The organism is Bradyrhizobium sp. ORS 278, from assembly GCF_000026145.1.
In the GTDB taxonomy this organism is placed as follows: domain Bacteria; phylum Pseudomonadota; class Alphaproteobacteria; order Rhizobiales; family Xanthobacteraceae; genus Bradyrhizobium.
Genome location: NC_009445.1, coordinates 652,345 through 664,353, shown reverse-complemented (window position 1 = coordinate 664,353; position 12,009 = coordinate 652,345). Strand labels below are relative to the sequence as shown.

12 protein-coding genes are annotated in these 12,009 nt (G+C 64.7%); 3 read left to right on the top strand and 9 right to left on the bottom strand.

What is annotated here, in order from left to right:
- Nucleotides 1-127: 127 nt before the first annotated feature.
- The 4 genes from fdxA to BRADO_RS02985 form a co-directional block, all read right to left on the bottom strand.
- The gene (fdxA, locus tag BRADO_RS03000; RefSeq protein ID WP_035643080.1) at nt 128-466 is read right to left on the bottom strand and encodes a ferredoxin FdxA; all 339 of its coding nucleotides are present in this window, start codon (nt 464-466) and stop codon (nt 128-130) included.
- Between the two features lie 113 nt (nt 467-579).
- Complete coding sequence (locus BRADO_RS02995; RefSeq protein WP_083794814.1) at nt 580-888, bottom strand: RNA-binding S4 domain-containing protein; 309 nt, start codon at nt 886-888, stop codon at nt 580-582.
- A complete protein-coding gene (locus BRADO_RS02990) occupies nt 885-4,397 on the bottom strand; it encodes a helicase-related protein (protein ID WP_011923834.1) in 3,513 nt (1,170 codons plus the stop codon). The genes BRADO_RS02995 and BRADO_RS02990 overlap by 4 nt, the downstream gene beginning before the upstream one ends.
- Before the next feature lie 461 nt (nt 4,398-4,858).
- Nucleotides 4,859-5,710, bottom strand: a complete 852-nt coding sequence (locus BRADO_RS02985; RefSeq protein ID WP_041756047.1) for a DUF3108 domain-containing protein — start codon at nt 5,708-5,710, stop codon at nt 4,859-4,861.
- A gap of 542 nt (nt 5,711-6,252) precedes the next feature.
- Here BRADO_RS02985 and rpmB point away from each other — a divergent pair.
- Nucleotides 6,253-6,561, top strand: a complete 309-nt coding sequence (rpmB, locus tag BRADO_RS02980) for a 50S ribosomal protein L28 (RefSeq protein WP_011923832.1) — start codon at nt 6,253-6,255, stop codon at nt 6,559-6,561.
- Nucleotides 6,562-6,871: 310 nt separating this feature from the next.
- On the top strand, nt 6,872-8,134 hold the full coding sequence (locus tag BRADO_RS02975) for a DUF2235 domain-containing protein (RefSeq protein ID WP_011923831.1): 1,263 nt from the start codon (nt 6,872-6,874) through the stop codon (nt 8,132-8,134).
- Nucleotides 8,135-8,212: 78 nt separating this feature from the next.
- Here BRADO_RS02975 and BRADO_RS02970 read toward each other — a convergent pair whose 3' ends face one another.
- The 3 genes from BRADO_RS02970 to BRADO_RS02960 form a co-directional block, all read right to left on the bottom strand.
- Entirely contained in the window at nt 8,213-8,398 is a 186-nt protein-coding gene (locus tag BRADO_RS02970) for a hypothetical protein (RefSeq protein ID WP_011923830.1), read from the bottom strand.
- A gap of 151 nt (nt 8,399-8,549) precedes the next feature.
- Nucleotides 8,550-8,792: a hypothetical protein gene (locus tag BRADO_RS02965; RefSeq protein ID WP_011923829.1), complete on the bottom strand. Its 243-nt coding sequence runs from the start codon at nt 8,790-8,792 to the stop codon at nt 8,550-8,552.
- A 131-nt stretch (nt 8,793-8,923) separates the two neighbouring features.
- A complete protein-coding gene (locus BRADO_RS02960; protein ID WP_008966330.1) occupies nt 8,924-9,130 on the bottom strand; it encodes a cold-shock protein in 207 nt (68 codons plus the stop codon).
- A 456-nt stretch (nt 9,131-9,586) separates the two neighbouring features.
- On the opposite strand from BRADO_RS02960, the gene rpsU reads away from it, so the two are divergent.
- Nucleotides 9,587-9,910: a 30S ribosomal protein S21 gene (rpsU, locus tag BRADO_RS02955; protein WP_011923828.1), complete on the top strand. Its 324-nt coding sequence runs from the start codon at nt 9,587-9,589 to the stop codon at nt 9,908-9,910.
- A 49-nt stretch (nt 9,911-9,959) separates the two neighbouring features.
- Here rpsU and BRADO_RS02950 read toward each other — a convergent pair whose 3' ends face one another.
- Entirely contained in the window at nt 9,960-10,157 is a 198-nt protein-coding gene (locus BRADO_RS02950) for a hypothetical protein (protein ID WP_011923827.1), read from the bottom strand.
- A gap of 204 nt (nt 10,158-10,361) precedes the next feature.
- Nucleotides 10,362-11,984: an ABC transporter ATP-binding protein gene (locus BRADO_RS02945; RefSeq protein WP_011923826.1), complete on the bottom strand. Its 1,623-nt coding sequence runs from the start codon at nt 11,982-11,984 to the stop codon at nt 10,362-10,364.
- Between the last annotated feature and the right edge of the window lie 25 nt (nt 11,985-12,009).

Sequence of the window (12,009 nt, the reverse complement as noted above, 5' to 3'; positions counted from 1 at the left end):
CTGCCGGGCTTGTTCCTGCATCGCAAGATACACCCTAGGCCATTGTTTCCGCGTGGCATTCCCGATCAGCTGGCGTCCGCCGCCCGCCCGCGCGGCGCTTGTAGAGCGCCGGTAGCCGCATGATGGGCTAGTCCCCGGCTCCGGCCTTCGACGAAAAATATTTCTCGAATTTTCCGTCCTCGCCGTCGTGCTCCTTGGCATCGCCCGGCGGATCCTTCTTCTGGGTGATGTTCGGCCAGGACTTGGCATATTCGGCATTGACGCCCAGCCACTTCTCCAGACCCGGCTCGGTATCCGGCTTGATCGCATCGGCCGGGCATTCGGGTTCGCACACGCCGCAATCGATGCATTCGTCCGGATGAATGACGAGCATGTTTTCGCCTTCGTAGAAACAGTCTACCGGGCAGACCTCAACGCAATCGGTATATTTGCACTTGATGCAGTTTTCGGTGACGACGTAAGTCATCCAGCGCTCCGGAACGGATCAACAAATCGGCAAGCCTGCACTAGCGCAGGACGTGGTGTGCCGCAAGTGAAGCAGGGCGAAGAACTGAATTGAAGTTGCGCAGACCCAAACCGTCAGCTGCGTCCGGCACCGTCGAGATCATCATAGAGGCCGCGCACTGAGGCCGCGTCGCCGCGCCGCTCGGCGAAGCCCGTCACCTTCAGCACGCGCACGCTGCGATCGAGCGCGATCGTCAGCACATCGCCGGTTTTCACGCCGTGGCCCGGCGACGTCTCGCGCACGCCATTGACGCGGACATGGCCTGACGAGACCAGCGCTGCGGCGCTGGTGCGGGCCTTCACCACGCGCGCATGCCACAGCCATTTATCGAGGCGCTGGCGCTCTGACGGGGTGTCGGACGTGGGCGTTGTCCTTCTCGTCAGTCCTTGCGGTTGTTCGCGGCCAGCTGCTCCTTGAGGGCAGCCAATTTGGCGAACGGCGAGTTCGGATCGACGGGTCGGTCGCGGTCGCGACCGCCACCACCGCTCGACGCGTAGGGCCGCAAGGCCGGGCCGCCGTCGCGCTTGTCGCGGCCGCCCTTGCCGAAATCGCGGCCGCCGCGTCCCTCGCGGTCACCACCGAATTTTCCGCCTTTGTTGCGGTCGCGATTCTGGTCGCGTCCCTGATCGCGCCCCTTGGCGTCGTGATCGCGGCGCGGGCCGCGATCGTCGCGCGCGGGCGCGCCCTCGGCAGCAGGGGCCTCGGACCCTTCGCGCGGCGGTCCCTTGCGAAAATCCTTGCCGAACTCCTTGACCCGGTCCCGGCGGCCATGGCCGCGATGATGGCGCTCGCGACCCTCGCCCTCGGCGGGCGCAGCACCCGCGGCGGGCTGCTCACCAGGAGCCGCCTGGCCACGGTCGTGCTGCGGACGATGCCGGTTGCGCTGATGGTGCTCATGGCGCGGACGGCGCTCTTCCGACCGTCCGCCGGGACGCCAGACCTCAACCAGCACAGGCTCGGCGGCGGGCGCGGCCTCGGCCGCATCTGCAGCCGGCTCGGCCGCGGAAGCTTCGGCGGTCGCGCCGTCGGCCGGAACGACCTGCTGCGCGGCCTCTGCCTGAGGCGCATCAGCGGCGGCCACCTCGACGGAAGCCGGTTGCGCGGCCTCGGTCGCAGCGGCGTCCTCAGACGTCTCGACGACAGGCAACTCTTCGGCCGGCGCCGGAGCGACGAAATCGACGGTCGGCAAGGACGACAGCGCAGAGGCCGCCGTGGTCTCGACCTGCGGCTCAGCAGGCGCATCCATGACTTGCTCGGTAACGGGCGCGACGGCAGCCTCCGCCACGGTCGGCACCTGCGCGTCCGGCTGGGCAGCGGCTGTCTCCGCCGCTGCCGTTTCGGCCGGCGCCTCATCAGGCGCAGCCGCCTCGACCGGCTTTTCAACCGGCTTCGGCGGCAAGGGCGGCCGCTTTTCCATGCGGTAGCCGAGCGCGCGCAGGATCGAGGCGAAGTCCTCGCCGGCCGAGCCGGTCAGTGAGGTCATCGCCTGCGTCACCACGAAGCCACGGCCATCGAAGGCACCGGCCGGCTTCTCGCCCTGCGTAGTCTCGCGCCAGGCCAGCGCGGGACGAATCAGGTCGGCGAGCCGCTCCAGGATGTCGACGCGTACGGCGCGCTCACCTGCCTGCTTGTAGCCAAGCACGCGATAGGCATCGCGCGGCAGGGCCTTGTCGACGGGGAAGGAGGTGCGGCCCGAGCTCGCCAGATGCTGCGCGCCGGTCAGGGCGGACATGTCGACATTGCCCTGCTTCTCGGCCCATAGCAGCGCCGCGAGCGCGCGTGCGGCAGGCTTGAGCAGCGCCGGGACGTAGATGTGATAGGCGCCGAAACGCACGCCATATTTGCGCAAGGTGGCGCGCGAGGGCTGGTCGAGATCCTTCATCTCGGCCGCGATCTTATTGCGCTCGATGACGCCGAGCGCCTCGACGAGCTGGAAGGCGATGCCCCGCGCGATGCCGGTGATGTCCTCGGCCTTAGACAATTCGAACAGCGGCCCGAGCAGCTTCTCGACATGCGTCTTCAGCCACAGGTCGAGCCGTGCCTGCACCTTGTCGCGCGCCGCACCAGTGAGCCGCTCGTCGGCAATGATACGCAGGCGCGGATGCAGCGCGTCGTCGGCGGCGACCAGCTTGGCGACGGCGTCGCCCGTCCAGCGAAGCGTGCCGTCGGCGGTCAGCACGATGTGCTCGTCGGGCGCATTGGACAGCTTCTCGGCGCGTGCCTCGATCTCGCCAGCCAGCGCCTTCTGCGCAGCAGCCTGCAAGGCCTTGGCCTCGGAGCCGGCTTCGGCGGTGTCGGGCGCGAAGGTGAATCCATCCAGGCGACCGATCGCGTGCCCTTCAACGATCACTTCGCCGGTCTTGCCGATTTCCGTATTCAAAACACTGTTCTCCCGCAGGCGCCGCATCAATACACTGGTACGACGATCAACGAAACGCTCCGTGAGCCGTTCATGAAGGGCGTCTGACAATTTATTTTCGAGGTCGCGGGTAATCCCCTGCCAATATTCCGGATCACGCAGCCAATCTGGCCGGTTGGCGACGAAGGTCCAGGTGCGAATTTGTGCAATTCGGCCTGACAGCGTGTCGATGTCGCCATCGGTTCGGTCGGCTTGGTCGACTTGCGCGGCATACCAGGCGTCCGGGATCCGACCCTTCTGCATCAGGAAGCCGAACACCGTGGTGACGAGCTCGGCATGGGCGGCCGGTGACAGCCGGCGATAATCGGGAATCTGGCAGGTTTCCCAGAGGCGCTCGACCGCAGCGGCGCCATGCGCCATGTCGCGCACCTCGGCGTCGCGCGCGGCGTGGTCGAGCACGCGCAGATCCTCGGCGATCGGCGCCCGCGTCAGCACCTCGTGCCCCGGCGCCAGCGCCAGCGACACCTGCAGCGCGCTGAGGGAGGCGAAATCCAGCTTCGAATTGCGCCATTGCAGCATCTTCACGCTGTCGAAGGTGTGGTTCTGAAGCGCGTTGACCAGCTCGGGCTCGAACGGCGCACAACGCCCGGTGGTGCCGAAGGTCCCGTTGCGCGTCGCGCGCCCGGCGCGGCCCGCGATCTGGGCAAACTCCGACGGCGTCAGGCGGCGGAACTGATAGCCGTCATATTTGCGATCCGAGGCAAAAGCGACGTGATCGACATCGAGGTTGAGGCCCATGCCGATCGCGTCGGTCGCGACGAGATAATCGACGTCGCCATTCTGGAACATCGCGACCTGCGCGTTGCGTGTCCGCGGCGACAATGAGCCGAGCACGACGGCCGCCCCGCCATGCTGGCGGCGGATCAGCTCCGCGATCGCATAGACCTCGTCGGCCGAGAAGGCGACGATCGCGGTCCGCCGCGGCTGTCGCGTGATCTTGCGGTCGCCGGCGAATTCGAGCTGCGACAATCTCGGCCGCGTCACCATCGAGGCGCCAGGCAACAGCCGCTCGATGATCGGGCGCATCGTCGCAGCGCCGAGCAGCAGCGTCTCGTCGCGGCCGCGACGGTTGAGGATGCGGTCGGTGAAGACGTGGCCGCGCTCGAGATCGGACGCGATCTGGATCTCGTCGACGGCGAGGAACGACACGTCGAGGTCGCGTGGCATCGCCTCCACGGTCGAGACCCAATAGCGCGGGCTCTTCGGCTTGATCTTTTCCTCGCCGGTGATCAGCGCGACCGTCTCGCTGCCGACGCGATCGGCAATCTTGTTGTAGACCTCGCGGGCCAGCAGCCGCAGCGGCAGGCCGATGATGCCCGACGAATGCGCCAGCATGCGCTCGATCGCGAGATGGGTCTTGCCGGTGTTGGTGGGACCGAGCACGGCGGTGACGCCGCTTCCAGGAGCACGGTCGGATGCACGGTCGGACGCGCGCTCGAAAGGCGAGGCAGCCGAAGAAGACGAAAAAGCCATTCGTTAAATTTGGGTCTCGAAGCCGGCGTTGCAGGCGCGCTGGTCGGGCGCGATGGATGCTGGATTTATCGTGATTTTCAGGAGGCTGCGGTCCTCACCTCTGTCTCATCCTGTGACGCATATAGGCACGCAGCGTAAGCTTCGGAACGCCTTGAGAACGAATCACGAAGGAATCGGTGACTCCATCGTCTTTCCGGCTTCGTTCACCGCAACATCTCGCGCTCTGCGACTTAGTCGACACTAGATCAAGTTTTTGCAGGCTCCACAAGCAACGGTTTTGCGATGGAACTGACGGAAGTCGGCGCGGGCGCCGAGTCGAATCAGAATCAGGGAAGAGTCAAACGGATTCCCGACACGACGGAGAAACATCGCATGGCTCGCTCTTCCGCACGCAATCGTCACCCCGATCTTCGCGGCCAGCGCTGCCCGGTCGACGGAACGCTTACGGGCTAGGCTCGGCGCTACTGGGTCTTGGCGACGTGCGGCGTGGCCTGCGTGATGAACGACGTCGCCTCGAGCATCGCGGTGCCGAAGGAGGTCGGGATCACCACGCGGAACGGCACCAGGATCCGCGTGCCTGCGAGCGGCACGAAGAAGACTTCCATGTTGCGGGCTTGAGCGAGGTATTTGATGACCGGGCGGTCCGGGATGTAGCCCGCGACGGGCGTGAAGTAGATCGCGCAGACCAGCGCAGGACCGCGATAGCCCTTGTCGGCCTTGACGTTTTCCATGCGCTTGTAGTCGAGCTTGAGCTCGTAGCGCATCCGGCCGTCGAACACCGGCGCGGCGCCGCGGCAGGACTCCGGCGACAACAGCTCGCCATTGCCGGGCACGCGCAGCAGGGAGGCGGTCATCGGATCGAAGACGCCGCGCTTGTGCGCATCGGTCACCGGAACGCGGTCAGGATCGACCGGCGGGGTCGGCTCAATGGTGAAATCCTTCACCGTACCGTTCTGCAGGTTGATGCGGATCTGCTCGGATTTCTTCCCCGTTGTCGACGAGGCCTGGTAGCTCTGGGCCACCAGCGCGCCGTTGACGACGCGGCCCTGCACCGAGCCATTGCCGGACCCTTGCGAGAAGCTCTTGAGCAGCCCGGCGGTGCCGCCCTGCGCCGAGGCGCCGTACTGATCGTCGCCGATCTCGATGGCCCAGGTCCCTTTGCCGACCGGGATGCCGGCCAGCGACGCCTCATATTGCGCATCGAGCCTGGCCTGCGCCTGAGCGCTCGGGGCGAGCAACAGCAGCAGTCCCAGCGCGGAACTGGCCGGAAGCAGGTAACGGGAGACGAATGGGAGAGCCGAGATGATGGTCACGTGAGGATTGATCCTGCCGATCCGCCTGCCTGAACGCCGGACAAATCCGGCACGTCGTCCTCGTTACTTAAGCCAAAAACGCCCTCGAACAACGCGAACCGCCCGACAATGGCGGTTTGTCCAGCGCTTTGCGCCGGAATGAGCCGCGGATCCCGCGCGAGTTTGGCCGGAACCGCGCACCGACATCCCGACCGTGCCAGCGTGCCGCCGTTCTGGCGCTTCAAGACGAGACGCAGAGTACCATCCATCCCGCCGGAATGCGCCGTTTATATGGTCTAGTCTGCAGGCTATATCTTTGATTATACGCCGGCTTTTCTGCTGTCAGACGAACTGGTCAGGCGCCGCGCTGACATCTGGACTCGCCTGGCGAATGGCGCTGGCCCGGCTCCCTCGTTTTCGCGCGGCCTTCAAAACCTTGACGAAAAGCCGCGTCCCCCCTATACGACCGCATCTCCCAGAGACGAGCTGGACGAGTTTTGGACCCCCGCGGCCCGCCGACACGAGCGGACTGAGGGTGCGGGGATGAGAGAGGATTTATTGCCATGTCGCGGCGCTGTGAACTGACGGCCAAGGGCCCCCAGGTTGGCCACAAGGTCAGCCACTCGAATATCAAGACTAAGCGGCGCTTCCTGCCGAACCTGTGCAACGTGACCTTCATCTCGGATGCACTCGGCCGCAACGTGCGCCTGCGCGTCTCGACCAATGCCATCAAGAGCGTCGACCACAATGGCGGCCTCGATGCGTATCTGATGAAGGCGAATGCCGCGGCGCTGTCGCCGCGCGCGCTCGAGCTGAAGCGCGCCATCGAGAAGAAGGCCGCCGAGGCCGCTCCGGTCGCGAAGGCGAGCTGAGACATTCATCGCTTCGGCCCGTTGGGGCGGGCGCAAGGTGAGTTGAGAGAACGGTCGGATCGCAGGATCCGGCCGTTTTCATTTGCGGAAACGATCTTGCGAAGCGCAGCGCGTTGCATTGAGCCAAGCGACGCGGGCACCTGGTGACCATGCGATCGGAAAACAGAGATTAACGCAGGACACTTTCAGAGACGGCGTATCGGATGTCATCGCGGCGCCCCAGACGAAGTGTCATGGCAACCAAGCTCCCCAATACCGGCCAGATCATCTACACTCGCCGCGGTAGCATTATTGCGGACATTCCTTTGCCATGAAAAATATTGTCATCTGCTGTGACGGCACCGGCAACGAGATCAGCGAGAACATTTCGAACGTCCTCAAGCTCTATCGCTGCCTGCGCAAGACCGACAAGACGACGCCGCATCAAGCCGTGTTCTACGACCCCGGCGTCGGCACCCTGACGCAGCCCGACAGCTGGCACCGTTTCAAGACCAATTTCAACATGGTGCTCGGACTCGCGACGGGCTACGGGCTCGATGACAACGTCATCAAGGCCTACTGCTTCCTCGCGACGCACTATGAGGACGGGGATCGCATCTTCCTGTTCGGCTTCTCGCGCGGCGCCTACACGGTGCGCGTGCTCGCCGGCCTCGTCCACAAGATCGGCCTGATCTCACCCGACCAGATCAATCTCGCCGGCTCGGGCGTGATCGCCTACAAGACGTACTCCTCCGACAATCCGAAGGCCGGACGCGGCATCACCGCCGAGCTCGAGAGCACCGAGGAGGACGGGCCGATCCCGGAGAGCCGCGACGATCAAGCCGCGCAGTTCGCGCGCATCACCTCGACGCGCTGGCCGACGATTCATTTCGTCGGCGTGTGGGACACGGTGGCCAGTGTCATCGTGCCACGCACCGATCGGCTGTTCGCGCTGCCGAGTCTCGAGGAGCTGGCGTTCACGATCAGCAATCCGAGCGTGAGGATCTTCCGCCAGGCCGCGGCGATGGATGAACGGCGCTGCATGTTCCGACTGAAGCCCTGGGAGATGCCGCAAACATTCACGCCGAACCGCTTCAACAAGGCCAAGGCAGGACCGCAGGACGCCAAGCAGGTCTGGTTCGCCGGCGTGCATTGCGATGTCGGCGGCGGCTATCCGGAGGCGCAGTCTGCGGCCTCGAAATATCCGCTGCTGTGGATGATCGACGAGGCCGTCGAGGCGGGACTCGCCGTCAATCCGCGCACGGTCAATCAGCTCGCCTGGGGCGTGCAGCGCAAGAACAGCCCGTTCTCCTATGTCGAACCCAGCATCCGAAGTCCGCTGCACAACTCGATGACGCCGGCCTGGCGGCTGCTCGAATATCTGCCGAAGCGCGCGAAGTACAAGGAATGGCCCGAACGCAAGGTCCATCTCGGGTTCTACATTCCGAATTGCGAGCCGCGCTTCATTCCCGAGGGCGCCTTCATCCACGAGAGCGTGCTGATGCGCATCGCCGAGTCGACGGACTACCGGCCCATCAATCTGCCGACGGCCTATGAGCGCGTGCCGCTGCCGGTGAAGCAGAGGACCGACTAACAATGGCGACGGATCTCGCGCCTTCGCCGCGCCACCATGTGGCGCGGACGCCGGCCGCGGAACGTTCCGCCTTTGCCCTCACATCATTGTCAGGTGGATCACGCCGTCCCTGACCTCGCCGCGCGCAAAAAGCTCGCGGGCGCGCTGCTCGAACGCGGTGCGATTGCGCTGCAGGTAGGCCAAGGCCTGATTGCGGGTGCAGAAGCTGGTCTCGAGGTGACAGACCTGGCGCGTCGAGCCGATGGCAAGCGCGAAGGCGATCATCTGTCCTCCGCGACCCGAATCTTCTCTTGCGATGCGAACGTCCGTTGCGACGGATTTGGCCACGTCAGCCTCCTCAGCAGGGAGATGGAACCTGTACGCGGAACGCTGGTGTCGTTGGGACCAGAACGAATTTCGCCGCCTGGGGTTCGATCTAACGCGCGATCTTGTTGCGTCGCTTGGCCGGCCGCGCTGCGGGGGCACTACCACCGATCCTGGCGTCCTCGGCCTCCTTCGCAAGCCTGAGCGCGCGCAGCCGCTCCATATTCTTGCGGATGTCGATCGCACGCTGCTCGGCCGCCACCAAGGCCTTGGCACCCTCCTCGGCGGCGAGTTGCCGGCGCTGCGTGCGTGCAAGGCTTTCAGCCGAAGGCTGCAGGGCTCGTTTCGTTGCCATTGACCAGTCCTTCCCAAGAGCTGCAGGGCCTCGTGGAAACGCAAACAGCCCGCTCAATCATGAGACCGAGCGGGCAGTCCAGCCATTTCAGTACATCCGTGAAATGGCTTGAGATCGAAAGATCAAGGCGATCAGATCAGCGAGAGATTTTCCGCGCTGGTCTTGCCGCGCATCTTGTCGGTCTTGACGTCGTAATTCAGCTTCTGACCTTCGGCCAGACCTGCGAGACCAGCACGCTCAACGGCGCTGATGTGAACGAACACGTCGTTCCCGCCGTCCTGCGGCTGAATGAAACCGAAGCCCTTCTGGCCGTTGAACCACTTCACGGTACCCTGCATGTCTATCTCCAAGCGCAATCGTCGCGCGAACGCCGCACGACCTCATCATTCAACTGAGCGATGACTTTGGAAATAGCCCGCGGGCACATTCAGAAAGGCACAGCGGCTAATCGAACAATCTCAAGGTAGACCCTTTCCGGGGGATTACAAGGGCGCGCAGCAAATATAGTTTTCGGCCGATACGGCTTTTAGACCGGCGCGCTGGCAATATCCGCCCTCTGCGCCTATCTTGATACGACCATCGATAACGGCCCGGCCATCGATGGCTGAGAGACATTTCGTGCTCCCGCCTTCCTACGAAGGGGATCACACATGGCTTGGGCGGCGATCACAGCTGATCATTTCATCCAAGCCGCCGGCTCAAGGTGATGCCATCACGCGCGTCGCGCGATCGACTTCACACACCAGCTCTCATCGCGAGATTCTGATCGCGGGATGAAGACAAGGAGGATGCTTTTGCAGGTACTCGTTCGTGACAATGATGTCGACAAGGCGTTGCGCATTCTCAAACGCAAGATGCAGCGCGAGGGTGTTTTCCGTGAGATGAAGCGCCGCCGCTCCTACGAGAAGCCATCGGAGCGCAAGACGCGCGAGAAATCCGATGCGATCCGGCGCCAGCGCAAGGTCGCGCGTAAGGCGGCGATCCGCGAAGGGTTGCTGCCAGCCCCGGTGAAGAAGGTGCCAGCGGCACGTCCTGGTGCACTTCCATCGACGAACTCAGCGCGGACCGAGCGCGAACGGCCGCAGGGTCAGATCGCTTCAGCGACATCGCGGACCTGAGCAGGGGCTGCCAAGTCCTATCCGCAAACGACGTGAACGAAGCCGGCGCTCAAGCCGGCTTTTGTTTGCGATCGATTTGGTCGCTCTTGGCGGCCGCCGCCTCGCGCGCGAGGCGCTCGGCTCTCAGGCGCTCTCTGTTCTCGTTAAACGCGCTCTGCGCCTTCTCGTAATCGCTCTTTGGGGCCGGAGCCTGCTTGAACGCCTTGTGGGCTTCGAGCACCGCGGCCGTGGGCCTGCGCTCTAACATCGGGGGCTTCCTCAGTGGAGTAGTGAACTCGTCGCCACGTGCGGGCAAGATTGGCACAGGATGGCCACGGTTCGGTGACGGCATCGGACGATCGTCTCGCAACCCTCGCTCGGGAGCGGATGCCGGTCGGCAGTGCCTGACGTCGTCAAGGCACTCCGAGCCATGTTGCTATAACCGAAATGTGCCGATTATGTTGCAACTGATTTACGAATCCAACGCGGCCAGCTTCGGCTTGCGCCCCGGGACGGCCGCGAGGAGCTCGCGCGTATAGGCGTGTTCCGGATTTGCAAACAGCGCGGCCGTTGCTTTCAGCTCGACGATCTCCCCTTTCTGCATCACCGCAATGCGATCGCAGATCTGCGCGGCGACGCGCAGATCGTGGGTGATGAACAGCATCGAGAGGCCAAGCCGCGCCTTTAGATCCTCCAACAGCCGAAGCACCTGCGCCTGCACGGACACGTCGAGCGCGGACACCGCCTCATCAGCCACGATGATCTCCGGATCCAGCGCAAGGGCCCGCGCGATGCCGATGCGCTGGCGCTGGCCGCCGGAGAATTCGTGCGGGTAGCGCTCGGTCGCGCCGGCGTCGAGGCCGACCAGTCCGAGCAGATCCTGCGCGCGCTTCAGCGCCGCATCCAGCGCCGTACCGCGCGCGACCATGCCGTCGGCGATGATGCGGCCGACCTTGCGGCGCGGGTTGAGCGAGGCGAACGGATCCTGAAAGATCATCTGGATGCGATGACGCTGCGCGCGCAGCGCTCGGCCTTGCAGCCCGGTGAGATCGGCATCGCCGATCCGAACCGTGCCACGATCGGCCTCGATCAGCCGCATCACGAGCCGCGCGACTGACGATTTTCCTGACCCGGATTCGCCGACGAGGCCAAGCGTCTCACCTTGATGGATGGCGAAATTGACGGCATGCGCCGCGCGCGTCTCGCGCTTTGACCGGAACCAGCCGGTCGGCGTCACATAGGTCTTGTCGAGACCGATCACCTCGAGCGCCTTTGGCGCGTCTTCTCGGGAGTACCGCGGCGGCGGATCGAAGGACGGTACGGCGGCGAGCAGCGCCTTGGTGTAGTCGTGCTGCGGGCTGCCGAGCACACTCGCGGCGGAGCCCTCCTCCACCACCTTGCCGTGGCGCAGCACCACGACCTGATCGGCGATATCGGCGACGACGCCGAAATCATGGGTGATGAACATCACCGCCATGTTGTGACTGGCCTGCAGGTTGCGGATCAGCTTGAGGATCTGCGCCTGCGTCGTCACGTCGAGCGCGGTGGTCGGCTCGTCGGCGACGAGCACCGCCGGCTCGAGCGCGAGCGCCATCGCGATCATCGCGCGCTGGCGCTGGCCGCCGGAGAGCTGATGCGGATAGGCGCGGATGATTCGCTCGGGGTCGGGCAGCCCGACCTCACGCACCAGCGCCAGCGCCTTGGCACGGCGCTCCGCGGGCGAGAGCAATCCATGCGCCTCGAAGACCTCCATCAATTGGTCGCCGATTCGCATCAGCGGATTGAGCGCTGTCATCGGCTCCTGGAACACCATCGCGATGCGGCGACCACGCAGATCGCGCCAGCCGTCCTCATCCACCTCGAGCAGATCGCGGCCGTCAAAGCGGATCTCGCCGCTCTCGACGGTCACCGTCTCCGGCAACAGGCCGAGCAGCGCATGCGCGCACATCGACTTGCCCGAGCCGGACTCGCCGACAACGCAGACGATCTTGCCCGCGGTGAGATCGAGCGAGACGCCATCAACGGCGTGCGCGCGCTCGGCGCCCTTCGGCAAGGCGATCCGGAGATTCTTGATGGCAACGACGGGATCAGACATGGCTCACCCTCACCGGTCCCGTAGG

Excerpts from the sequence above, each read along its gene's own strand:
- fdxA (WP_035643080.1), bottom strand. The coding sequence starts at position 466 with ATGACTTACGTCGTCACCGAAAACTGCATCAAGTGCAAATATACCGAT.
- BRADO_RS02990 (WP_011923834.1), bottom strand. The coding sequence starts at position 4,397 with ATGGCTTTTTCGTCTTCTTCGGCTGCCTCGCCTTTCGAGCGCGCGTCC.
- rpmB (WP_011923832.1), top strand. The coding sequence starts at position 6,253 with ATGTCGCGGCGCTGTGAACTGACGGCCAAGGGCCCCCAGGTTGGCCAC.
- BRADO_RS02975 (WP_011923831.1), top strand. The coding sequence starts at position 6,872 with ATGAAAAATATTGTCATCTGCTGTGACGGCACCGGCAACGAGATCAGC.
- BRADO_RS02970 (WP_011923830.1), bottom strand. The coding sequence starts at position 8,398 with ATGATCGCCTTCGCGCTTGCCATCGGCTCGACGCGCCAGGTCTGTCAC.
- BRADO_RS02965 (WP_011923829.1), bottom strand. The coding sequence starts at position 8,792 with ATGGCAACGAAACGAGCCCTGCAGCCTTCGGCTGAAAGCCTTGCACGC.
- BRADO_RS02960 (WP_008966330.1), bottom strand. The coding sequence starts at position 9,130 with ATGCAGGGTACCGTGAAGTGGTTCAACGGCCAGAAGGGCTTCGGTTTC.
- BRADO_RS02950 (WP_011923827.1), bottom strand. The coding sequence starts at position 10,157 with ATGTTAGAGCGCAGGCCCACGGCCGCGGTGCTCGAAGCCCACAAGGCG.
- BRADO_RS02945 (WP_011923826.1), bottom strand. The coding sequence starts at position 11,984 with ATGTCTGATCCCGTCGTTGCCATCAAGAATCTCCGGATCGCCTTGCCG.